Here is a 21,531-nt window from a genome sequence, read left to right as displayed (position 1 = left end):
CATCAGCCGGCGAGCGCCGCCTCGACTGCGGCCCGGTCGAAGCCCTTGAGGCCGATCACCACGAGCCGGCCGTCGCGCGGCTCATTGGCACCCCAGGCCCGGTCGTAATGATGGCCGACGCGCCGTCCCACGCCCTGCACCACCAGCCGCATCGGCTTGCCGGGAATGCCGGCAAAACCCTTGAGCCGCAGCACGCCCTCGGCCTCGGCCGCCTTGGCGACGCGGGCGACGAGCTCTTCCGGCGAGCCGGCCTGCGGCAGCGGCAGCGCGACGCTGTCGAAATCGTCATGGTCGTGATCCTCGCCCTCGCCATGATGCGAGGGACGCGCCGCGAGATCGGCCTCGGCGGCGGCGCCGAGCCCGATGATCAGCGCCGGCTCGACCTTGCCATGGGCAGTCTCGACCACCTTGATCGCCTTGGGCAGGTGCTGGGCGATCTCGGCCTTGACCCGCTCGCGGCCTGCCGCGTCGACGAGGTCGCTCTTGTTGAGCAGGATCAGGTCGGCGCAGAGGATCTGGTCCTCGAACACCTCCTCCAGCGGGTTGTCATGGTCGACGGCCTGGTCCTGCGCGGCCTGCGCCTTCAGCGCTTCGGGATCATCGGCGAATTGGCCCTCGGCCACCGCCGGCCCATCGACCACGGCGATGACGCCGTCGACGGTGACGCGGCTGCGGATCGCCGGCCAGTTGAAGGCCTTGACCAGAGGCTTCGGCAGAGCGAGGCCGGAGGTCTCGATCAGAATGTGCTGCGGCGGGTTTTCCCGGTTCAGCAGCTTTTCCAGCGCCGGCACGAAATCGTCGGCGACGGTGCAGCAGATGCAGCCATTCGGCAGCTCAACGATGTCCTCCTGCGTGCAGCCCTCGATGCCGCAGCCGGCGATGAAGGAGCCGTCGAAGCCGAGATCGCCGAACTCGTTGACCAGGACGGCGAGGCGCTTGCCGCCGGCGTTCTCCAGGAGATGGCGGACGAGGGTGGTCTTACCGGCGCCGAGGAAGCCGGTGATGATCGTGCACGGCACCTTGCCGAGCGTCGTGGTCTGGGGAGCGTTCATTCGTTTGATCCTTGTGTGCGCGGCAGGGGAGGCACGCGCGCGACCACGCCCTTGCGGAACGAGACGGGTCTTTCCTTCCAGGGAACGATGCCGTTGGCGCTGGCGGCGAATTTCTCCGCCCCGCTGACGATCTCGTCGAGATGAAGACCGGCGTCGAGATCGCCGATCAGATAAGTCCATTTGCCGTCGGCTGCGAGCGCGATCGTGCAGGGCCGCTTGCAGACGGAGAGGCATTCGACCGGGACGACGGCAATGCCGCTGCCGGCCATGCGCTCGGAGAGCGCTGCCGCAAGGCCGATGCCGGGTTGGTCATAGCCTTCCGGCAGATCCTCGCGCTGGCGCCGGCAGGTGGTGCAGACATGGATGGTGCAGCCCGGCTGCTGCCGGGCCTCCATCGCGAGGGCGAGATCGCCTTCGAGCATGAGACGCCTCCTTGTTCTGGCGCGGCCGTTTCTGGCTGCGCGAGGCGTCAGGCCGCCGCGGCGACGGCGCTGCGGCGCGTGGCCCAAGGCCAGAGCACGCCGACGGCGAAGCCGGTGACGAGCCAGAGCGCGGCCTGGATGGCGAGCGAGAGCGCGGCGAAATGCGCGGCGATCTCGGCCGGCACCTTGCTCTCCGGCGCCGCCAGGTGCGGCGCGCCGATCAGATGTGGCAGCAGCAGCGCCAGCACGGCAAGCGCCCGCGCCCAGGAAGCCTCGACGCGCAGGAAGACAAAGAGCGCGCCGGCGGTGACGACCGCCGTCAGCAGCCACCAGAGCTGGCGGTGCTGCAGTTCGGCCGCGGCGGAGCCCGGCAATTCCGGCGCCAGCCCCATCGCCGGGGCGAGCCCGAAGGCGAGGAAGCCGCAGACGGCCCAGGCCAATGCCCGGCGCTGGTCGATCTGCTCGTTCGCGGCGATCATTCCGGCGAGCAGCAATGCGGCGAAGCCGATCGCGGTGCCGATCGTCACCAGGCTGGTGAAGGCGGTACGCTGGAGGCCGTCCTGCGGCTTCCATTCATGCTCACCGGTATGGTCCGCCCCGGCCTTCGGGTCGTTATGGGCGAGAATGATGCGGGCACCGTCAGAGAAGGCGGCCTTCATCGGTGCGCCCTGCGAGCGGAATGCGGCCTCATAGGTCTCGGCCTTGAGGATCAGCGGGGTGGTGGTGACGTGCTGGAGCGCCGAGATCAGCAGCCCAGCCAGAAGCCCGGCCAGGATGCTGACCGTGAGAACACGCGTGACCATGTGCTTTCCCTCAATGACAGGGGAAGGCGAGGCCGTGACGAGTGTCGTGCGCCGCGTTGTGGACAGTGGACGAGGCGGCGAAGCCGACGGTGTAGATCAGCACGAAGCCGAGGATCAGCGCGGCGGCGACGGCTTTCGCCCGCTCCGAAACGCTGGTCTGGCTGGTGACGGTTGCGGTGTTCATTGGCTCACTCCTGGCCACCCCACCGGCAGCCTGCTGGACGACATCGGACGACGGCAGGTCTCCTGGCTCACGGCTTGGTGTCCTGCTCCGCCTTCCCGGGAAACCCAGTGGCCGATGGCGCAGGACGCGCCGCTTACAGTTGCGGGGGCAGCCGCGGCCTTTCACCGCGTTCCCTTTTCACCTCGTTGTCGAGGCACCGTCAGCGACGATCATTAGCCATCCGGTAGGCACTGTGCAATGCAGTCTCGTCATTCTCGGCCGAAGCGTAGCGAAGAGCCGAGAATCTCCTGAAAGAGATGCTCGGGTCTGCGCCCGAGCATGACGCGGAGACCAGGACATGACCCTTCCTCTGCTCACTCTCGTCCTCGGCGGTGCCCGCTCCGGCAAGAGCCGCCATGCCGAGGCGCTGGTCGAGGCGCTGCCGGCGCCCTGGACCTATATCGCGACCGCGCAGGCTTATGACGACGAGATGCGCGCCCGCATCGCCGAGCACCGAGCCCGCCGCTCGCGCGACTGGCAGACCGTCGATGCGCCCGTCGCCCTGCCCGAGGCGATTCGCAATGCACGGGCCGGTCAGCCGATTCTCGTCGATTGCCTGACGCTGTGGCTGACCAATCTGCTGCTCGCCGAGCGCGACATCGCAATCGCGACCGGCGAGCTTATCGCCGCTTGCCGCGAGGCCAGCGCGCCTATCGTGCTGGTCTCGAACGAGGTCGGCCTCGGCATCGTGCCGGACAATGCGCTCGCCCGGCGCTTCCGCGACGAGGCCGGCCGCCTGCATCAGCGGCTTGCGGCGCAGGCCGGGCGCGTGGTCTTCATGGTCGCCGGATTGCCGATGCAGGTGAAGTGATGACGACCGAGGCCGAGGACGCCGCCCGCCACAAGGCGAAGATGGCAAAGCGCAAGGCGGTGCAGGACGCCGAGGTCGCCGGCAAGACGCTGGAAAAGGGCCTGCTGATCGTCAACACCGGTCCGGGCAAGGGCAAGTCGACCGCCGCCTTCGGCCTGATCCTGCGCGCGCTTGGCCATGGCTGGCGCATCGGCGTCGTCCAGTTCATCAAGGGCGCCTGGTCGACCGGCGAGCGCAAGGCGCTGGAGGCCTTCGGTGACCAGATTTCCTGGCATTCCATGGGCGAGGGCTTCACCTGGGAGACGCAGGACAAGACCCGCGACATCGCCGCCGCGACCCGCGCCTTCGAGAAGGCGAAGGAGTTGATGGCCGACGAAAGCATCCGGCTCGTAGTGCTCGACGAGCTCAACATCGCCCTGCGCTACGACTACCTGCCGCTCGCCGACGTCGTGGCAGTGCTGCGGGAACGCCGGCCCGACCTCCACATCGTCGTCACCGGCCGCAACGCCAAGTCGGAACTGATCGAGGCTGCCGACCTCGTCACCGAGATGACGTTGGTGAAGCATCATTTCGCCGCCGGGGTGAAGGCGCAGGAAGGGATCGAGTTTTGACGGTCGAACAGCAAGGTTGGGGGCCGATTCTGGACGGATACGGCGCTCCGTTGCGAAAATTGCTGCAGCAAAGAGACGGGCAGGCAACGGCTGTTCTCTTGGCGGATGGTCGTGAATTGCTTGTCTATGACGTTTCCTGGGGGAGAGACGCAGGCGACTGGTGGGAACATGTGATCTGCAACACGTCGCTGGAGTCGATGCAGACTCTCCGAGAGATCTACTTCTTCCGTCTCTCAGAGGTCGTGAATCTGCGTGATCCAGAAACTCAGGAGGTTCTCCTGTCCCAAACGCCAGCACCTGGAACCACGTAGTTTCTGATGACTGAAATTGCTGATGTGTCGGTGCTGTATTCGGTGCAACAACGAGATTTGAGTGTCAGGCCGCGGCAAAGGCGAGCGTGCTACCAATGCTCGCCAGCCCCCAGAGCAGCAGGCAGGCGCGCCGATAGAGGGCAAGCGCCCGCCTGATATCGGCAGCATTCGCCTCGGCCCGGCCATCGCCCATCCAGCCATCCTCGACCCTGACCGCGCCGTAGACGCGCGGGCCGGCGAGCCGCAGCCCGAGCGCGCCGGCCATCGCCGCCTCCGGCCAGCCGGCATTGGGCGAGCGGTGGCGACCGGCATCGCGGCGAACCGCGCGCCAGGCGGCGCCGGCATCGGCCTGCCGGTCGAGCGTCGCTGCGGCGGTGAGCAGCAGTGCGGTCAGGCGCGAGGCCGGCAGGTTGACGAGATCGTCGAGCCGCGCTGCTGCCCAGCCGAAGGCGAGATGGCGCGGCGATTTATGGCCGATCATCGAATCGGCGGTGTTGATCGCCTTATAGAGCGCCCCGCCCGGCAGGCCGCCGACGCCGAGCCAGAAGGCTGGCGCAACGATGCCATCGGAAAAGTTCTCGGAGAGGCTCTCGATCGCGGCGCGTGCGATGCCGGCTTCGTCGAGGCTCTCCGGATCGCGCCCGACGATCATCGCGACCGCCTTGCGCCCGCCGGTGAGGCCGCCTTGCTCCAGTCCTTCGGCGACGCGGGAGACATGCTCGTGCAGGCTGCGCTGCGCCAGCAGGCTCGACGCCAGCAATGCCAGCGGCAGCAAAGCGAGCGGCCCGGCGAGGCGGCAGAGCGCGACGAGGGCCAGCGAGGCGGCAAGCGTCACGCCCAGCAGTATCAGGAGGGCGACAATGCCGGCCGTTCGCCGCATCGAGAAACTCATGGTCTCGCGATTGAGGTTCCGGTCCAGCCAGCCGATCAGCGCACCGATCCAGGTGACGGGATGGCCGATCCATGCGAACAGGCGCGCCGGATAGCCGATCGCCGCCTCGATCAGGAGGGCGGCGAGCAGGAGCGGCAGGCTTGCGGAGAGCGACATGGCGGCCGGGGAGACGAAGGAGGTGATCTGGCATGGCGGTGATCTCGCCACGGCCCAGGCGCTGTTTCCGCAGGCGCCAGAACCCTGGATCGATCTCTCGACCGGTATCAACCCGATCCCCTATCCGCTTCCGGAGCTGCCGTTAAGCCTGTGGCAGCGCCTGCCGGGCAAAACGGACGAGGCGGCGCTGCTCGCCGCAGCCCGCAGGGCCTATCGCATTCGCCCGCAAAGCGGCCTCGTCGCCGCGCCGGGCACGCAGGTCCTGATCGAATTGCTGCCGCGTCTGATGCCGGCTGCGCATGTCGCCGTGCTCGGCCCGACCTATGGCGAGCACGCGCCGGCCTGGCGCAAGGCAGGTGCGACGGTGCGCGAGATCGGCGATCTCGCCGAGATCGGCGACCCCAATGTCGTCGTGCTGGTCAACCCGAACAATCCGGACGGGCGCATCGTTGCGCAGGAGGCGTTGATCGCGCTCGCTGGTGCGCTCGCGGCACGGGGCGGCCTGCTGGTCGTCGACGAGGCCTTCGCCGATTTCGCGCCGGAGACGAGTCTGCTGCCGACCCTGCCCGATGGCGCACTGGTGCTGCGCTCCTTCGGCAAGGCCTATGGGCTCGCTGGTCTCAGGCTCGGCTTCGCGGTTGGCGAGCCGCGTTTCACCGACGCCGTGCAGGCGATGCTCGGTCCCTGGGCCGTGGCCGGGCCGGCGCTGCATGTCGGCGCCGTCGCGCTCGGCGATGCGGAGTGGCTGTCGAAAGCCGGCGAGGCCCGCGCCGCCGACAGCACGCGGCTCGACGCGCTCCTTGCTCCGCATGGTCGGGTCGTCGGCGGGACGGCGCTCTATCGCCTGCTCGAGGCACCACAGGCGCCGTCCCTGTTCGAGCGGCTCGGCCGGGCCGGCATCTATGTCCGCCGCTTCCAGCACGATCCCTCGCGCCTGCGCTTGGGCCTGCCGGGAGATGAGCCTGCCTGGGCGCGATTGGCGCAGGCGCTCGCGCCGGTCTGAGCCCCGCTGCGCGGTCATCGCAGCCGCTACATGCGGCTGAGTGCGGGACGAAGCGGCGCGCCGACGCTATCGTCGAATGATTCCAGCGATCCGGAGAGATGTCGCATGCAGCCCTGGCCGAAGCAGTCCGCCCTCACCATCGGCTTCGCCCATCCGGCCTATCAGATGCGCGACGAATATCTCGCCCGCAACGGCCAGGCGACGAGCTTCGAGGTCCGCAATCTCGACGATCTCAGGGCTAGGGCGCCGGAAGCCGATGTGCTGGTCGTTTCCGGCCTCTGGCGCAACGACATGCTGGACGGGCTGAGCAAGCTGCGCTTCATCCAGTCGATCAGCGCCGGCACCGACCAGTTCGACAAGCCGAAACTGGCGGCGGCGGGCGTTCGCCTCGCCAGCGCCCAGGGCGGCAATGAGCGCGCCGTCGCCGAGCATGCGATCTCGCTGATCCTGGCGCTGGCGCGCCAGCTTCATCTCGCCCGCGACAACCAGGCGAAGGCCCATTGGCGGCCGATGATCAGCGATCGCTCCCGCCGCGAGGACGAACTCGGCGGCCGCACGCTGGTGATCGTCGGGCTCGGCCGCATCGGCCTCAGGCTCGCGGCGCTTGCCGCGGCTTTCGGCATGCGTGTCATCGGCGTGCGCCGCCGGCCGGGCTCGGAGCCGAATGTCGAGACGATCGTGCCGCCGTCGGAACTGCACGCCGCGCTGGCGCAGGCTGATTTCGTGGCGCTGACCTGCCCGCTGACGCCGGAGACGGAAGGGCTGATCGATGCCGCCGCGCTCGCGGCGATCAAGCCTTCAGCCTATCTGATCAATGTCGCGCGTGGCCGGGTTGTCGACGAGCCGGCGCTGATCGCCGCGCTCGAAGCCGGCCGGATCGCCGGCGCCGGCATCGATTGCGTTTATGAGGAGCCCTTGCCGGCGACATCGCCACTCTGGGCAATGCCGCAGGTGTTGCTGACGCCCCATAGCGCGGGCGAGACCCGCGCCTATGAGAGCAATGTCGTCGATATCCTGCTCGACAATCTCGGCCGGCTGGAGCGCGGCGAGGCCGCGCTGCTCAACCAAACAGTCTGAGCGGCCCCAGATTCACCAGCGCGGGCGCGGGCCGTAGCTGCCGTCGCAGCCGACGAGCGGGCCACCGGGATAGTAGTCGTCGATGATGATGTCCGGCAGCTGGCAGCCGCTACGGCTGGCGCTGCGGGTGACGCGGCTGCGCGGCTGCGCGTAATCGTCGGTGTCGACGAAGACGGTGCGGCCGTCATAGCGCGGCTCCGCCTGCCGGGCGCTCGCCGGCCTCTGGGCCGGGCGCGGCGCCTGGGCGCGTTCGGTCGTCTTCTCGGTGGCCTGCTGGCGCACCGGCGGCAGCGGCGCCGCGGCGACGTCGGTGTCCTTGCCGTCCTTGCCGGCGATCTGCGAGGCCGGGACGACGACGTCCTCGGCGGTGGCGCGCACCAGCTTCTGGACGCCGGTGTCGAGCACCAGCGTGCGGAAGGGGGCGTCGCCGCAGCCGCCGCAGCGGGCCGGGTCGAGCGGGACGAGGTCGACGCGCGCCTTGCCGTCGTCGTTGGCCTGGCCCTCGCCGGTGGCGCGGGCGGCGATGGCGACCTTGGCGGCGTCCTCGAGCTGCATCTCGATCAGCTGGGTGCGGAGTGCACGGGCGCGGCGATAATTGACGACCTCGTCACCGCCCGAGACCAGGATGGCGAAGGGCGCGCCCTTGGGGGCGTTGCCGCGAAAGATGTCGCGCAGCTGGGTGATGGCGCGGCGCGCATCGGAGCTGACCTCCCAGCTGCCGGGCGCGAAGGCGATCTGGCGCGTCGTCATGATCTCGCGGGCCGCCTGTGCGACGCCGAGCGAGACCGTGCGCGAGGAGAACTCCAGCTTCAGCGACTGCGGCCGCTCGGCGACCTTCGGTGCATCCGGGTTACCACCTTCGGCCTGGGCGAAGCCGGCGCCGGCCGAGACGAGCACGGCGAGGGCGGCGACGGCGAGGCGCAGGCGGCTGGCGCGCTGGCCGGTGGTCTGGTCGAGCTGGAAGCCCATGGCGGGTCTCCTCATGATCGGGTGTGCGCTGGGCACGTTGCCTGACCCTTGGCGATCCCTGAGCCGGTTTCGCAAATGCTTGGCAAACACCGCTGCGTGGATTTGAACGCGTGCGCGTAGGACGCCGCTCATTCATTCACCGTTCAGGAAAAAATGCGGCTCGCAGCGAAAATCGGGCAAACCGTGGCAAAGCTCGGGCAACGCCATTGCCGCGTCCCGTCTCGCCGAGCCGGCCGTCGCATTGTCGAGGCTACAGGACTATGCGAAGAGAGGGTAAACAGGGGGTCTGGCTATGAAGAACGCAGATGAGCGCAAGGACAATAGCGAGCTTCCTCAGATGATGTCCCGCCGTGCGCTCGGCGGATTCGTCCTTTCGCTGCCGCTGCTCAGCGCCGTTCCTGCTCTGGCGCAGACAGATCAGGGTGCGACAAACATCCTGCGCTCGCTGGCGCCGCACGACCGGGCTCCCGGCCGCTCGAGTGGCGGTGGCAGCGGCGGCGGCAGGGTCGTGGTGCGCCGTGTCGCACCGGTGCCGCGCCGGGTTCATCCGCGCGGCTACGGCTCGGATGTCGTGATCGACCTGACTCGCAGGGTCGAGGTCACCGTCTTTTTCGACAACGACTCGGCGGCGCTGCGCCCCGGCGCGGAGGCGACGCTGATGCGGCTGGCTCTGGCGCTGCGCGATCCGATCCTGCTCGATCAGCGCTTCCTGATCGCCGGTCACACCAGCAGGGACGGCGACTACGACTACAATGTCGATCTCTCCCATGATCGGGCGGCCGCGGTGCGCGACTGGCTGGTCTCCTATGGCGAGATCTCGCCTGGCCGCCTCGTCGCCCACGGCTTCGGCCCCGACATGCTGCGCAATCCGCGCAGCCCGTATTCACCCGTCAACCGCCGCGTCGAGGTCATCGCCATCACCGGCTGATTTCTACTTGTCTTCCCGAAACAACCGCTCGCCTCAGGGGGCACCCGTCATGGCTTTCTTCAAGCGTCTCATGCTCGGCTTCGCGCTGTTGATGTCCTTCGCAGCCGTCGCCCACGCTCAATCGCCGAATTCCCGCATCAACCTCCTGGTGATGTCGGACGATGCCGATCCGGATACGGTTCCGCGCAACAACCGCATCTTCAACCGCGTCCAGCTCCAGCTCTCGGAGTATCTGAACACCCGCGGCTTCCAGGTCTATGACGAGACCAGCGTCTCGCTGGGCATCGCCCCGACGGCCCGCGTTCGCCGCCGCGACGCCGAGCTGATCGAGATCGCCCGCGCCGTGCCGACGCCGGTCGACGCGATGGTCGTCTACCAGATCTACGCCTCGGCCCGTCGTGCGGTCGCCGCCGACATCCGCTTCCCCGAGATCCGCATCGCCGGCCGCGTCCTCAATGTCCGCTCCGGCCAGTTCATCGCGGCCTTCGAGGTCGGCGGCTTCCAGCTGCCTGCCCTGCCGAACCCCTGCAGCGCCGAGTGCCTGCTCGAGACGGTCGGCACCCATTCGCGCCTCCTTGCCGCCGATCTCGGCGCGGCGATCGCCCAGAAGCTCGAGGGCTTCGCCCGTCCGGCTGGTGGTGGCACCGCGGCTGTCGGCAAGGACGGCATCGTCCTCGGCGGTGGCGCCGGTGGTGCGGCTCCGGTCGCGGCGGGCGGCGAGGGCTGCAACAGCCTGCCGACCGACTTCATGATCCAGCTGCGCGATTTCACCGCCACGGAAGTCGACCGGATCGAGGGCGAGTTCGTCCGCTGGGGCTGCTACCGCGCCCACCGCGCCACGCAGATGACCTCGACCTCGGCCGATTTCTTCTACACCACCTCGGCCGACTCGGCCCGCCTGACCCGCAACTTCCGCCTGATGCTCGAGCTGGTCGGCCTGAACGGCCAGGTCAACTTCTCCGGCAACCGCGTGGTCGTCAGCAAGGTCGCCACGCGCTGATCGGATTGGGCGCGGGGTAACCATAAACCCCAGCCTCTTTTTTCAAAAAAGCCGCCCGGTCGACATGGACCGGGCGGCTTGTTACTTTAATTGTGGCAGCAATATGCGCCGGCTTGGCGCGAACGGAGTGGAGGGGTTCCGTTCGCCGCGACCGAGCCGGTGTTCGATGCGGATATTTGACACATGGATTGGGGTATTGACCCGGCACGGGTCGCGGAGATCAGCACGATCGCGTCTTCGCGCCGATTTTCCGCCCGGGACACCGAGAAGTTCGTTCTCGCGATCACGGGGGGCGGGTCGGAGAATGCCGACCTGCCGCTCTGGGACATGCTGCAGGTGCTGTTCTCGCTCGGCGCGCTGACTGCAAATCCGCGCATGCCGGCCCGCGACGCCGCCATCGGCTGCATGCTCGACGAGAGCGGCATCCTGCTGCGGCCGCTGCGCCAGGACGGGCCGGTGCGCATCAGCTTCGCCGGCGCGACGATCGAGGCCTCGGCGGCCGAGATCGTGCTGGCCTATGGCGACAAGGGCGAAGCCAAGACCCGCTCCTTCTCCTGGAGCCGGATCAGGCGTGCGCTCGGCCTCGCCGACTTCCTCTTCGCGGCCGAGGCGGATGAGCGCTCGGAAGGCGGGCTCGTCGCGCTACGCACCGCGCTCGACGCCGTCTTCGCGCTGTCCTCCTTCGACGAGGACGGCATGAAGCGCGCCGTGCAGGAACCGGCTCGCTTCATGCGGGCCTGGCGCCGGCGCCATCTGCCCTTGCTCGCCTTCGCCGACCTGATCCGCCAGCGCGAGGCCTTTCTCAACGCCTCCGGCCGGCGCGAGCGCCAGCGCGAATTCGATCCCGACGATCTGATCGCGCTCTGGAGCTTCGCTTTGCTGCATGGCGAGACCTGGAGCTTCGCCCGCTTCGCCGAGCGCTTCAGCGCGCTGATGCGCGAGGAGCGCTCCAGCGTCGGCCGCCGCGACTTCATGGCGCCGGCCTCGATGGAGACGCTGATGGCGCGCCAGCCCTCGGAGAATCCCGAGGAGGCGCTGATCGCCTGGCTCGACCATCAGGCGATCCTCGGCGAACTCGAAGAGGATGAGCCGGAGGAGGACGACGAGCCCGAGGAGGAGGACGAGGACGGCGTCGTGCGCGAGCGCGTCTATGCCGCGCTGATGCGCCTGCCGGCCGAGCCGAAATTCCTCAACAAGGAGGAGCGCGAGGCGATCGGCCGGGCGCTCGCCATCCTGCCGCTCGCCCATGAGCAGCCGCTGACGCTGGCGCGCTCGCGCGCCGTCGCGCCCTGGGAGAATCGGCTGGTCGAGGCCAGCCGCCGCGTCGCCGGTTCCAATCGTGGCCAGGTCGACCAGAGCCCGGAGCCGTTCGACTATGCCGGTATCGCCACCGCGCTCGCGGGGCTGGGCAGGCGGCTCGACGAATTGCTGCTGATCGGCAATGCGCTCGAGGCGATCGAGGGCCCGCAGAGCGAGGCGGCGACGGCCGAGGGACAGAAGCTGCTGCGGCGCTGGCGCCATGATCGTGCGAGCTTCCGGATCGACGATGCGAAACTCGCGCTGACCTTCGCAAGGCATGGGGGAGCACTGAGAACGGTCGCAGCAGCCCTGCACCGGATCAACAGGCAACAGAAGCGCTTCGGAGAAACGACGGACCTGGTCGCCCAGGCCGCCAGCGACGAGGCGCGGTTCACCGACGTCTTCTCGCAGCGCTATCAAGGGCGATCGAAACGGCCATGACAGACTTCGCTAACCAGGGTCCGCTCGAAGACGACCTCCGCGCCGGCCGCGCCACGGCCAGGCTGGTTCTGGCGGCGCTTGCGAGCACCGAGCCGGAGGAGGCTGTCGCCACGAGCATCAGCCGCGCCGATCTCTGGGCGCATGCCCGCCGCGTCCGCGGCGAGCCTGTCAATTTCGCCGCCGAGCGTGCCATCCGCACCGATCCGGAAGCGGCGCGGCTCTATCGCCGCCTGCTCTCCTTCCAGGCCGTGGCGCGCAGCGAACTCGCCGCCGCAGCCTATGACAGCAGCGCGACCCACCGCCGCATCGGCTCCTTCGAGCTCGACGTGATCGAGGAGGACGATGCGCCGCCGGCTCTCGTCATACAGTGCCTGTCGGAGACCGATCCGGCCCCGACCATGATCGAGGTCGTCTCGATCGAGGGCGTGGTCCGCCTGCCGCTGCCGGCACCGGTCGACAAGCACATCGTCATCGACCTGCCGCGGCAGGATGCCGAGCGCGACCTGTTGCGATTGATGCTCGCCAACCCGCTCGCGGGCGTTTATCTGCTGTAACGCCGGGAGCGCTGCCACAAGTGGCGCTTTTGCCTGGCTGAGGGGACGGCAGGGCCTGCGAGAGGATGATGGCGGGAGATCAGAACGTCAGGCGCTCCGGTGTCTTCGTCGTCGTGCCGACGACCGACCAGCCGATCATCCTGAAGAAGCTCGCCTGGTCGGCCCGCGTGCCGGTCTCGCGCGTCGTGCTGGCGACCGAGAGCTCCGAGGTCTGCGAGCCCTGGAGCACGCAGTACAGCAACCTGCTGCGCCCGGGCGAGCCGCTCCGCCAGATCCTCGGCCTGCCCGATGGCGGCAGCTATCGCCTCGCCGCCTCCGGCTCGATCGACCAGGGCAAGAGCTGGATGGTGCCGACGCTCGCGGCCCATTGCGCGCTCGCCCATGGCGAGGCGGTGACGCACAAGGCCTCCGAGGCCAAGCTGGTGATCTGGGGCACCGGCGCGATCGACCTCTCCGTCGCCGATACGGCAAGCGAGGCGCGCGTCACCCAGCAGGAATACCACCTCACCACCAAGCTCGACCGCTGCCGCCATCTCTTCGCCGATGCCGAGCACGGCGCCACCCCCGTGCTGGCCCTGGTGCCGCATGGCGAGGAGGCCGAACGCGCCGTCGCGATCCTCGGCAAGATTCTTGGTGGCCAGCCGCATCATATCGTGGTGGTCTCTTCTCTCGCGGACATCGCTGCGCCGATCGATCTCTTCCTGCGCAGCGGTGCTTTCGAACCGCAGGCCGTGGCGTCCGCGCCGGAACGGCCGGCCGCACCGGGATCGTCTTCGATGGCCCTGAGACCGTTCGAGCCCAAGAGCACCGAGCAGCAGCCCGCGCAACCGGCCGCTCCGCAGCCGGAGCAGACGCTGATCCAGCCGCGCCCCGCCGGCGAAGAGCCCTCCATCGCCGATGTGCTGAAGAGCCCGCAGGCGCCGCGCTCGCGCCGCCCGCTGCCGGGCGACAAGCCGGCCTCGACGTCCTCGTCCTCGTCGCGCCTGCCCTTGATCGCCGCCCTGGGCCTGGTGCTCGTGGCTGGAGCGGCGGGAGCGGGCTGGTATCTGACCCGGGTCACCGCGACCGAGGATCCCTATCAGGCGCCACCGACGCTGACGCAGCCCGGCACCAATGCGCCGGGGCTATCGCCCGCCGGCCAGCAGAATGCGAGCGCCTCGCCGCAGGGGCAGCAGAGCCCGCCCTTGGGCGGGCCCTCTGTCGCGTCCGGCTCCGCCCTGGCGAAGCTGGTATTGCTGTCGGCGCCGGCTGGGAGCAATTGCGAGGCGCAATTCTACGAGGCGCGCCCACGCTATAGCGAGGCCTCGGTCGATGTCGGCGAGGCGCCGAATGTCCTGATCGATGGCCAGGACATCTGCGGAATGGCGCTTGATCCGGTCGCGCCGGCCAAGGTCAAGTTCCAGAGCGGAACCGGGCCGGCTGTCGTCGCCTCGAAATCGACGCCGACCCGCCTGGTCTTCAACCCGACGGCGATCCGCGCCGGCATCGCGGCCTTTCCGGTGATCCAGTTCGAGGAACCGAGAGCGCTCGCGGTCGAGATCAAGCGGCGCTGAGCCGGTCTCGTCGTCACGCTCGGGCTTGGCCCGAGCATCTCAGGCCGGATGAGGCAACTGTCAGCGCCTTCTGGTCGCGAGATTCTCGGCTCTGCGCTCCGCTTCGGCCGAGAATGACGGCGGGGGCCAGTCACAGCCCCGCGCGCGTCAGCCCACGCCACAGGCCCCAGGGCGGGGGATCGCTGGTCGGCGAGAGCTGACGGATCGCCGCGAGCCGGCCTGCGATCAGCGCGATCGCGATCGAAGGCAGCGCCATCAGCATGTGATGCGAGGTCGCTGCGGCGATGAAGGTCATCGGCTGGCCCATCACCGGCAGCAGGCCGATCGCGTTGCCCCAGGAAATGCTCCAGTGCAGCGAAAAGATCGTCGCGATGCCGACGAGGATGATCGCCGTGCCCTTGTTGGCACCTTCCTGGGCCGAGCCCATGGCGCGCTCGCGCAGCAGGCTGACTGCGAGGCAGAGCAGGCCGAAGATGGTGATCACCTCGGCGGCGAGCAGCGCCAGCACCGCCGGCAGGCCGAAACGCACCGCCAGGAAGGTGGCGATGAAGTCGTTCTGCACCACCGGCAGGCGCACGAGATCGCTGACGGTGAAGCGGCTCACTGCATCGTCCGCGACCTCGCTCTTGCGCTCGGCGATCGGCGCCGTCCGCGCCCCCGGCATCATCGCGCAGAGCGAGACCGGCGAGGGCGGCAGCTCGTCGAGCGCGCGGCGGATCTCGATCGGCGTCTTGTCGAGGCCAAGATCGAGCCTGGCCAGCGTGCACGGCATTTCGGCGAGCGCGACCTTGGACTGCAGCAGCTGGAAGCCGAGATCGCGATGGATCACGTCCGGGCCGTGCTCCTGCGCGTTCGCCTGGGCGGTGCGCTTGTTGGCGTGGTCGAGGTCGTACCAGGTGATCAGGCGCTCGGCCGGCTTGTTCAGCGAGCCGGCGCGCGCCTTCTCGAGCACCTCGATCGCCGCAAGCCGCTCCTTGGGCAGGGTCCAGAGGCCGGAGATCCCGTAGCTGACGAGGTTGGGGAAGATGTAGATCAGCGCCGCATTGATGCCGAGCAGGGTGACCAGGATGAGCGCCAGCACGCCGCCGCGCGGCCAGCCGAGCCGACGAACCTTGCGCTGCGGCGCATCGGCCCGCCGCAAGAAGACGCGCATGATCGCGACCAGGCGCTTCAGCGTGCTCGGCAGCAGGAAGGCGAAGGCGAGCACCACCGTGGTCGCCATCATGATCAGCACCGGCGAGTAGTCGCTCTTCAGGAACGGCACCGCGGTCTGGAACAGGATGAAGACGAAGACGGTCGCGAGGCTGACGCTCAGCCAGGAGACGTAGTGGCGCTGGTTGTAGAAGTAATCGATCCGCGAGAAGCCGAGGAAGATATGCGCCAGCACCAGGACGAGCGCGATCTTGCCGACCTCGACCGGCTGGAAGCCGGCAACGCCGGTCTCGGTGCCGATCACGGCCCAGACGACGAAGCCGGCCAGGATCACGATCGCCGGCACGGCGCGCAGCAGCTGGTCCTTGAAGCCGACGCCCATGAAGAAGGAGCGCGGCAGGGCCGCGATCGCGCGCTGCGGCTGGCAGGCGATCACCACTGCGACGACCGGAACGAGATCGAAGAACAGAAGCTTGTTCTTCTCGGCATGGATGGTGAAGTCGGTCTTTTCGGCATCGACGCCGAGCGCGAGCAGGGTCAGGCTGCCCAGGCAGCAGAGCATGACGAGGCCGAGCCAGGTCAGCCGGAGCGGCGTGGTGAAGCGTGGCCCGATCATGATGGTGAGGCAGGCGATCGCATAGCCGAGGATGGTGGCGTGCAGCGCCGCTTCATAGGAGATCGAGGTCCCGCCGAGCCGTGACAGCTCCGGCGACAGCGCCAGCATCGTCGTCGCGCCGATCATGGCGGTGGCGCCGAGCGCGCCGACCAGCCTGACCAGGATGGCGCTGCGCCGGAACAAGGTGGCGTGGTGCATGGCCGAGAGCACGCCGAAGCCGGCGACAGCCAGGATCAGCGCCAGCCGCACGGCGCGCTCGGCGCCGTTGAGCGAAGACAGCGGATTGCCGATCTCGGCGGCCGACATCGGCTGGCGCGGCGGCGTCACCACCGGCCGGACGCTCTCGGTCGTCGCGCTGGCGCGCAGCGCCTCGGCGTCGTCGGGAGCGAAGCGGTGGGTCTTGCTCAGCGGCGTCAGCCGCAGCGGCAGGCGGCCATTGGATTCGGCGCCGATGTCGACGGCATAGCGCGTGCGGCCGATGATCATGTGGCTGAGGCGCGACGGACCTTCGGGATCGAGCTCCCAGGCGATGTCGGTGAAGTCGGTGATGCGCTGGTTGCCGCGCGCGAACACGACCGGCGGGCGCGGCGCGTCGACGGCGTCGCCCGGCGCCAGGAAATAGCTGCCGCCGCGGGCCATGATGCTGAGCGCCTTGAAGGGCAGAGCGGTCGCAGCGACATGCGCCTCTTCCCTGACCGAGCAGGTCAGGCGGCCGCCGATCGAGACGATGCGATCCTCGCCACGCTCATCGGCGGCGATCATGCCTGTGACGACCTCGCGCACGCGGTCGGTCGCCTTGCGCGGCTGGCAGACGGGGAGCGTGTTGCCGTCGAGCCTGAGCGTCGAGAGCGGGCCGGTCGAGTCGATGGTGAGCTTGCGGGCGCCCGGCTTGCCTGCCTCGGTCAGGGAGAGTGCCAGCCGCCCCGGCCTGGCCTCGTCGACCGCGATCGTCAGGGCGCCGGCGGCGATGCGGTCGCCGGGCTGGAAGCGCCAGCGCGCCGAGAAGCTGCCGGCGCCGTTGAGATAGTCGAGCCAGAGCCGGCGGGTGCTGGCGACGTTACGGATGGTGACGCGGCCATCCGGCTGGCGGGTGAAGGTGACGTGACGTGTCTCGGCCGCGTCGAAGCGCTGCGGCTGCAGCAGTTCGCGCCGGCCGATCGTCACGGTCTCGCCGCGGGCGAGGGCGAGGTCGAGCCTCTCCAGGCTGACCACCGGCCGGGCGCTCTCGATCAGATGGGTGGTGTTGTGCCACCAGAAGCCGAGCACGCCGAGGCAGAGCGCCAGCAGCACGAGGCCGGTCACGGCCCCGCCGGCGCCGCCGATGCGGATGCGCGGCAGGCGGAGCGGCCGCAAGGTCAGCCAGCGGCCCATCAGCTGGCGCAGCGCGGTGGTCTCGCTCACTTCTTGTCTCCGAGCGCGGCGACCTTGCCGAGCAGGCCGGCCATCAGGCGTCCGCAGGCGCGTCCGCCGGTTTCCCGCGTATGCGAGACCAGGCAGGTGAAGGCGACGCGCTTGCGCCCCGCGACATTGTCCATCCAGCCGGCGAACCAGGCCGAGTTCATGCCGTCGGTGGTGTCGGCGGTGCCGGTCTTGCCGAAGATGCGCTTGCGAATCTCCGGCGGCAGCGAGGCCATCACGCCGGCGGCGGTACCGCCCGGCGAGTTGACCACGCCGTAGAGGCCGCGCTGGGCGCCGTCGAGGAAGGGCTCGGCCTGGCGCGGGTCCATGCCGGGGATGACCGGCGTGCCCTCGTTCGGCTGCGGCGTCTCGGCGACGTCGGAGACCGGCTTCAGCACACGCGGGCGGATGACCTTGCGGGCGCCGACCGAGCCGTAGATCGAGGCCATCGCGATCGGCGTCGCGCGCACGCCCTGGCCGTAGGAGTTGGTGGCGAGGTCGATGCGGCGGGCGTTGCGCTTGTCCTCGACCGCGAGGTCGAGCGCTTCGGCGGTCAGCCGCTGTGCGCCCGGCACGATGCCGCGGGTCAGATCGACGCCGGGCTGGTCGAGCGTGCCCGGCTGGGTGATCGGGTAGAGATGCTCGGTCAGCTCCGCCAGGATCGTGCCGGTGCGGCCGGGTACCGTCGTCGGCCGGCCCCCCACCTTGCGCCCGTCCATGGTCAGCGCCATGCCGGCGAACCAGAGGTTCGACGACTTGATCAGCGCCTCGCAGAAGCCGATCTGCGCGCCGCGACCAGCATCGGGGCAGCCACTCTGCGCCGGCGCCAGGATACCGTAGTTGAAGCCGGCGCCGCCATAATTGGCGATGCCGACGCCGTCGACATTGAGGCCGCCACCCCCGCCGATGCCGAAGATCTGCGCCTGCTGCGCCGGCGGGGTGCGGCCGAGGATCATGTCGGGGAAGCGGGGCTGCTCGCGAATGCCCAGGATGCTGGCGAGGCCGGTGACCAGCTTGAAGGTCGAGCCCGGCATGGTGTGGACGTCGCCGGCGCGCCAGCCATGACCGGCGAGCGGTGAATCACTGTCGCGCCCGGTCGAGAGCGCCTGGATGTCCCAGCTGTGCATGCCCGGCACGAAATCGGGCCAGCTCGCCAGCGCCAGCAGCGATCCCGGCTCGTCGCCAGCATCCATCAGCAGCACGACGGCGCGGCCGTCGCCCTGGTCCGGCGGCTCCTGCTCGGGGGCGAGGTTGACCGGCAGCGGACCCGGCTTGCGCGGGCGCTTGCCGCGGCCGAGGCGTTCGCCCATGTGATCGTAGACCGCCTCCTGCACCAGCTTCTGCAGGCGCGGCTCGATGGTCAGCGTCAGGTTCTCGCGGGTGCGGGCCCGGCCCAGCGCGGCCGAGAGCGAGCCGACATCGCCGGCGCCATAGCCGATCAATGCGGTCAGGCCGAGCTCGTCGACGATCGGCAAGGGAATGCCGTTGTTGTCGAGCGCTGGCGTGCCGTCGGCGAAGTAGAGGGCGCGGGCCGCGCCAGTGCGCCGCTGCGTGACAGCACCACGCCAGCCGAGCTCGCAGACCAGCTTGGTCTTGGCCCGCTCGCAATCGGCCTCGATATGCGAGGAGCGCCAGAGCTTGACCTTGCCGTCCTCGCTCTGGACGCCGGAGCCGCCGAGGATCTCGCGGGCGCGCGGCGGCACGGCCCTGACCGGCTGGCCCTCGAAGCCGATCTCGACATCGCGCCGGCGCGCGCCGGTGATGGTGAAGCGCCAGCCATGCGGCAGGCCCTGCTGTGCCTCTTCGGCGCAAGTGGCGAAGTCGTCACTGTCTGAGCAGACGCGCTCGGCCGCGATGGCGAGGCCGGCGATGCGCACGGTCTGCTCGTCGCGCTTGGGGTCGAGATTGACCCGCTCATTGCCGACGACGATGCGCGCCGGCTCGAGGATCATGTCGAGGGTGACGCGGCGATTGCCGGCCGGCAGCCGCGTCGTGAGCACGAGCCTGTCCTCGGGGGCACGCAAGGGGCCAAACAGGGCCCAGTCGGAGAGCTGGTTGCCCCGGCGCTTGGCGAAATCGGCGAAGTCGCGTGGCGGCGGCACCGCATTCGGCATGATGTTGAGCGGCGCGGCGAGGTCGGTGGTCTGGGCGACGCGCGCAGTCCAGCTCGCCGGGCGACAGCCGGCCGGCACCACCGGCAGCGTCAGCGGCGTGCCATCGGCGCAGCGCCGGTCGGGGGCGCGGTCATCGCGGGCGCCGGCGATCAGGAACGAGTTGTTCCAGGCCAGCATCTCCGAGCGGATCTGCGCGCCGGCCGGCAGGTTGCAGAGCCGGTCGAGCAGGGTCCGCGAGAATTCCTTGGTGCCCTGCGGCGTCGGCACGGTCAGCGAGGCATCGTAGAGCGCCTCGCAGGGCTGCGAGCGGATGACCGGGCCGGAGGCGTCGAGCCAGATCAGCCCGGTCGCGACGCCCTGCTCGAACAGCTCCTCGTTCGAGCGGCTGGTCTCGGTGAAGTCCGGCTGCTTGATCCAGGCGCGGCTGGCGGCGAGCTCGCCGATCAGCCCGCCCGAGAGCCAGAGGAAGCCGGCGATGGTGACGGCGCCGACCGCGACGGCGGTGACGCTGCGCTTCAGGCCGCGGAAGAGCGGATGGCTCATGGCGTCGCCTCCCGAAGCTCGACCACCAGCGGCCCGAGCACGAAGGGGCCGTTCGGCGGGATGATGCAGGTTCCAGCCGCCTGCGGCTTGCGCCCGCCAAGCAGCCAGATGTCGCCGGCCGATTGCACGGCGACGCCGTCGGGAGCGGCCGCGATGAAGCCGACCGGGTTGTGATCATAGAGATCGTCAAGGCGCTCGACCACGCCGGAGCCGAACTGGACGCGCACGGCCTCGCCGAGCCAGTCGAAGGTACCGTAGCCGCGCGAGGACTGGTCCGGGCCGAAGGCGATCGCAGTCTGCTCGCGCGGCAGGCCGATATAGCCGAATTCGCCATCCTCCAGCATCAGCAGCGAACGGCGGCGGCCGTCGAAGCTCATGCTCTCGGCGCGGAATTCGCCGCCGACCCGGCTGTAACGCAGTTCGCGCCGGTCGTAGCGGCGGGCGTCGCGGCCCTGCACGACGATGCTGTCGCGCTGGGCTAGCATCGCCGAGGACATCAAACGCCCGCCATGGCTGCGCTCGACCCAGTAGCGGGCCATACGTCGGCCGCCGAAATTCTCGGGGATGGCGAGGCCGGTGACGGCAAGATGCGGGCCCTTGGGTGGCTGCGCCTGCAGGCGGCTGGGCCTGCGGTCGAGCGTGACGTCGACGAGCCCGAGCGACACCCGTCCGACCTGCGGGCGCACGCCCAAAATCTCGAAGCGGGCATCGACATTGCCGCCGGGCAAAGCCAGCGTCTCGACCTGGATCGCCTGGGCGCGCGCCTCCGGCGTCTGCGGCAAGGCGGTGAGCAATGGCAGGCCGCCGGCATCGCGGGCGGAGGCGTCGACCGGATAGCGGCCGAGGAAGAAGATCGTACCGCCCGGCAGATCGGGATGCACCGCCGGGGTCAGCATCTCGCTGCGCGAGAAGGCGAAGCGCGCCTGGCCGGAATAGAGCCCGCCCGGCGTGTTGACGCCGATGATCGGCTGGCCGATCGCGGTCTGCGCATCCTGCCGGATCACCACCTCGCCATGCGGCAGCCGGTTGTCGGCCGGCGGGGCATGGACGCCATGGCCGAGATAGACCGCGACCGGCGCGGTCGCGTGCAGGCTCTGCTCGACATGGACGGTGACGCCGATATCGGGGTCGATCACGTCGCGGAAGCGCTGCTCGATCCGGTCGGCAAGGAAGCGGCCGAGTTCCTGGGCCCCCGGCAGCGCCTCGGCGGTCAGCACCACCAGCGAGGTGAAGGGCACGTCGATCGGCTGCGGGCCGCTGCCGCCATCGGTGAGCGCGATGCTGCGATAGCGGTCGATCAGGTCCTCCAGCGAGGCCTTGCCGTCCTTGGTCGGCTGGCCGCCCGCGGTCAGGCTGAAGACCGGCTTGCGCCAGAGGTTCTCGATGCCGGGCATCGCCTCGCCCGGCTCGCCGGCGACAGCGCGCAGGCAAGTCAGCCGCCGCGGGTCGTGCATCACCAGGTCCATGAGATCGGGCAGGGCCATGGCGTCAGCTCACTCGGGCAGGAAAGGCATGATGGAAATCGGTTCGCGACGAGGCGGGCCAAGGCCGCGCTTGTGGACGCCAGAGCCGTTTTCGCGTGCGGGCCATGACGATCCTGCGA

At 69.4% G+C, this 21,531-nt stretch carries 19 protein-coding genes and 1 riboswitch; of the genes, 10 read left to right on the top strand and 9 right to left on the bottom strand.

Translation table 11 applies throughout. The annotated features are described in order from the left end of the window. Positions 1-2 precede the first annotated feature (2 nt). From cobW to AC3WLC_RS22665, 4 genes are read right to left on the bottom strand one after another with little or no spacing between them, the layout of a single operon-like run. Positions 3-1,052 (bottom strand): cobalamin biosynthesis protein CobW, encoded by a 1,050-nt coding sequence (cobW, locus tag AC3WLC_RS22680; protein ID WP_493686181.1) that lies wholly within the window; start codon positions 1,050-1,052, stop codon positions 3-5. Beyond that, a complete protein-coding gene (locus tag AC3WLC_RS22675) occupies positions 1,049-1,474 on the bottom strand; it encodes a DUF1636 family protein (RefSeq protein WP_493686180.1) in 426 nt (141 codons plus the stop codon). Before AC3WLC_RS22675 ends, cobW begins: the two co-directional genes overlap by 4 nt. 47 nt (positions 1,475-1,521) lie before the next feature. Next, the gene (locus tag AC3WLC_RS22670; RefSeq protein WP_493686179.1) at positions 1,522-2,277 is read right to left on the bottom strand and encodes a CbtA family protein; all 756 of its coding nucleotides are present in this window, start codon (positions 2,275-2,277) and stop codon (positions 1,522-1,524) included. 10 nt (positions 2,278-2,287) lie between these two features. Beyond that, entirely contained in the window at positions 2,288-2,461 is a 174-nt protein-coding gene (locus tag AC3WLC_RS22665) for a CbtB domain-containing protein (protein WP_346364335.1), read from the bottom strand. Positions 2,462-2,496: 35 nt separating this feature from the next. Further along, positions 2,497-2,676: riboswitch (cobalamin riboswitch) on the bottom strand. Between the two features lie 122 nt (positions 2,677-2,798). On the opposite strand from AC3WLC_RS22665, the gene cobU reads away from it, so the two are divergent. From cobU to AC3WLC_RS22650, 3 genes are read left to right on the top strand one after another with little or no spacing between them, the layout of a single operon-like run. Then, positions 2,799-3,311: a bifunctional adenosylcobinamide kinase/adenosylcobinamide-phosphate guanylyltransferase gene (gene cobU / locus AC3WLC_RS22660; RefSeq protein WP_493686178.1), complete on the top strand. Its 513-nt coding sequence runs from the start codon at positions 2,799-2,801 to the stop codon at positions 3,309-3,311. Next, entirely contained in the window at positions 3,311-3,922 is a 612-nt protein-coding gene (gene cobO, locus AC3WLC_RS22655; RefSeq protein WP_493686177.1) for a cob(I)yrinic acid a,c-diamide adenosyltransferase, read from the top strand. The genes cobU and cobO overlap by 1 nt, the downstream gene beginning before the upstream one ends. Then, on the top strand, positions 3,919-4,233 hold the full coding sequence (locus AC3WLC_RS22650) for a hypothetical protein (RefSeq protein WP_493686176.1): 315 nt from the start codon (positions 3,919-3,921) through the stop codon (positions 4,231-4,233). The genes cobO and AC3WLC_RS22650 overlap by 4 nt, the downstream gene beginning before the upstream one ends. 64 nt (positions 4,234-4,297) lie before the next feature. Here AC3WLC_RS22650 and cbiB read toward each other — a convergent pair whose 3' ends face one another. After that, positions 4,298-5,281 carry an adenosylcobinamide-phosphate synthase CbiB gene (cbiB, locus tag AC3WLC_RS22645; RefSeq protein WP_493686175.1) on the bottom strand — a complete coding sequence of 328 codons (984 nt, stop codon included), beginning with the start codon at positions 5,279-5,281 and terminating at the stop codon, positions 4,298-4,300. Here cbiB and cobD point away from each other — a divergent pair. Next, positions 5,280-6,284, top strand: coding sequence for a threonine-phosphate decarboxylase CobD (cobD, locus tag AC3WLC_RS22640; protein WP_493686174.1), 1,005 nt, complete (start codon positions 5,280-5,282; stop codon positions 6,282-6,284). The two genes, cbiB and cobD, sit on opposite strands and share 2 nt — an antisense overlap. 105 nt (positions 6,285-6,389) lie before the next feature. Beyond that, entirely contained in the window at positions 6,390-7,361 is a 972-nt protein-coding gene (locus tag AC3WLC_RS22635) for a D-2-hydroxyacid dehydrogenase (RefSeq protein ID WP_493686173.1), read from the top strand. 12 nt (positions 7,362-7,373) lie between these two features. On the opposite strand, the gene AC3WLC_RS22630 is transcribed toward AC3WLC_RS22635, so the two are convergent. Further along, positions 7,374-8,330 carry a hypothetical protein gene (locus AC3WLC_RS22630; RefSeq protein ID WP_493686172.1) on the bottom strand — a complete coding sequence of 319 codons (957 nt, stop codon included), beginning with the start codon at positions 8,328-8,330 and terminating at the stop codon, positions 7,374-7,376. A gap of 292 nt (positions 8,331-8,622) precedes the next feature. Here AC3WLC_RS22630 and AC3WLC_RS22625 point away from each other — a divergent pair, with 292 nt between their 5' ends. The 5 genes from AC3WLC_RS22625 (at position 8,623) to AC3WLC_RS22605 (ending at position 14,105) form a co-directional block, all read left to right on the top strand. Continuing rightward, a complete protein-coding gene (locus AC3WLC_RS22625) occupies positions 8,623-9,258 on the top strand; it encodes an OmpA family protein (protein WP_493686171.1) in 636 nt (211 codons plus the stop codon). A 49-nt stretch (positions 9,259-9,307) separates the two neighbouring features. Next, complete coding sequence (locus AC3WLC_RS22620; protein WP_493686170.1) at positions 9,308-10,258, top strand: hypothetical protein; 951 nt, start codon at positions 9,308-9,310, stop codon at positions 10,256-10,258. Positions 10,259-10,441: 183 nt separating this feature from the next. Next, a complete protein-coding gene (locus tag AC3WLC_RS22615) occupies positions 10,442-11,998 on the top strand; it encodes a hypothetical protein (protein ID WP_493686169.1) in 1,557 nt (518 codons plus the stop codon). Further along, complete coding sequence (locus tag AC3WLC_RS22610; protein WP_493686168.1) at positions 11,995-12,552, top strand: hypothetical protein; 558 nt, start codon at positions 11,995-11,997, stop codon at positions 12,550-12,552. Before AC3WLC_RS22615 ends, AC3WLC_RS22610 begins: the two co-directional genes overlap by 4 nt. A gap of 68 nt (positions 12,553-12,620) precedes the next feature. Continuing rightward, entirely contained in the window at positions 12,621-14,105 is a 1,485-nt protein-coding gene (locus AC3WLC_RS22605; RefSeq protein ID WP_493686167.1) for a hypothetical protein, read from the top strand. A gap of 130 nt (positions 14,106-14,235) precedes the next feature. Here the strand turns inward: AC3WLC_RS22605 and AC3WLC_RS22600 are convergent, their stop codons facing one another. Genes AC3WLC_RS22600 through AC3WLC_RS22590 form a run of 3 tightly spaced genes read right to left on the bottom strand, consistent with a single transcriptional unit; the run spans position 14,236 to position 21,412 of the window. After that, positions 14,236-17,274 (bottom strand): hypothetical protein, encoded by a 3,039-nt coding sequence (locus AC3WLC_RS22600; RefSeq protein ID WP_493686166.1) that lies wholly within the window; start codon positions 17,272-17,274, stop codon positions 14,236-14,238. Further along, a complete protein-coding gene (locus AC3WLC_RS22595) occupies positions 17,271-19,928 on the bottom strand; it encodes a penicillin-binding transpeptidase domain-containing protein (protein ID WP_493686165.1) in 2,658 nt (885 codons plus the stop codon). Before AC3WLC_RS22595 ends, AC3WLC_RS22600 begins: the two co-directional genes overlap by 4 nt. Next, a complete protein-coding gene (locus AC3WLC_RS22590; protein WP_493686164.1) occupies positions 19,925-21,412 on the bottom strand; it encodes a hypothetical protein in 1,488 nt (495 codons plus the stop codon). The genes AC3WLC_RS22595 and AC3WLC_RS22590 overlap by 4 nt, the downstream gene beginning before the upstream one ends. Positions 21,413-21,531 lie beyond the last annotated feature (119 nt).

It is taken from the genome of Allobosea sp. GW821-FHT03A12 (genome assembly GCF_058986765.1).
Note: the sequence above shows the minus strand (reverse complement) of the source record. Positions and strands in the feature narration are given on the sequence as shown.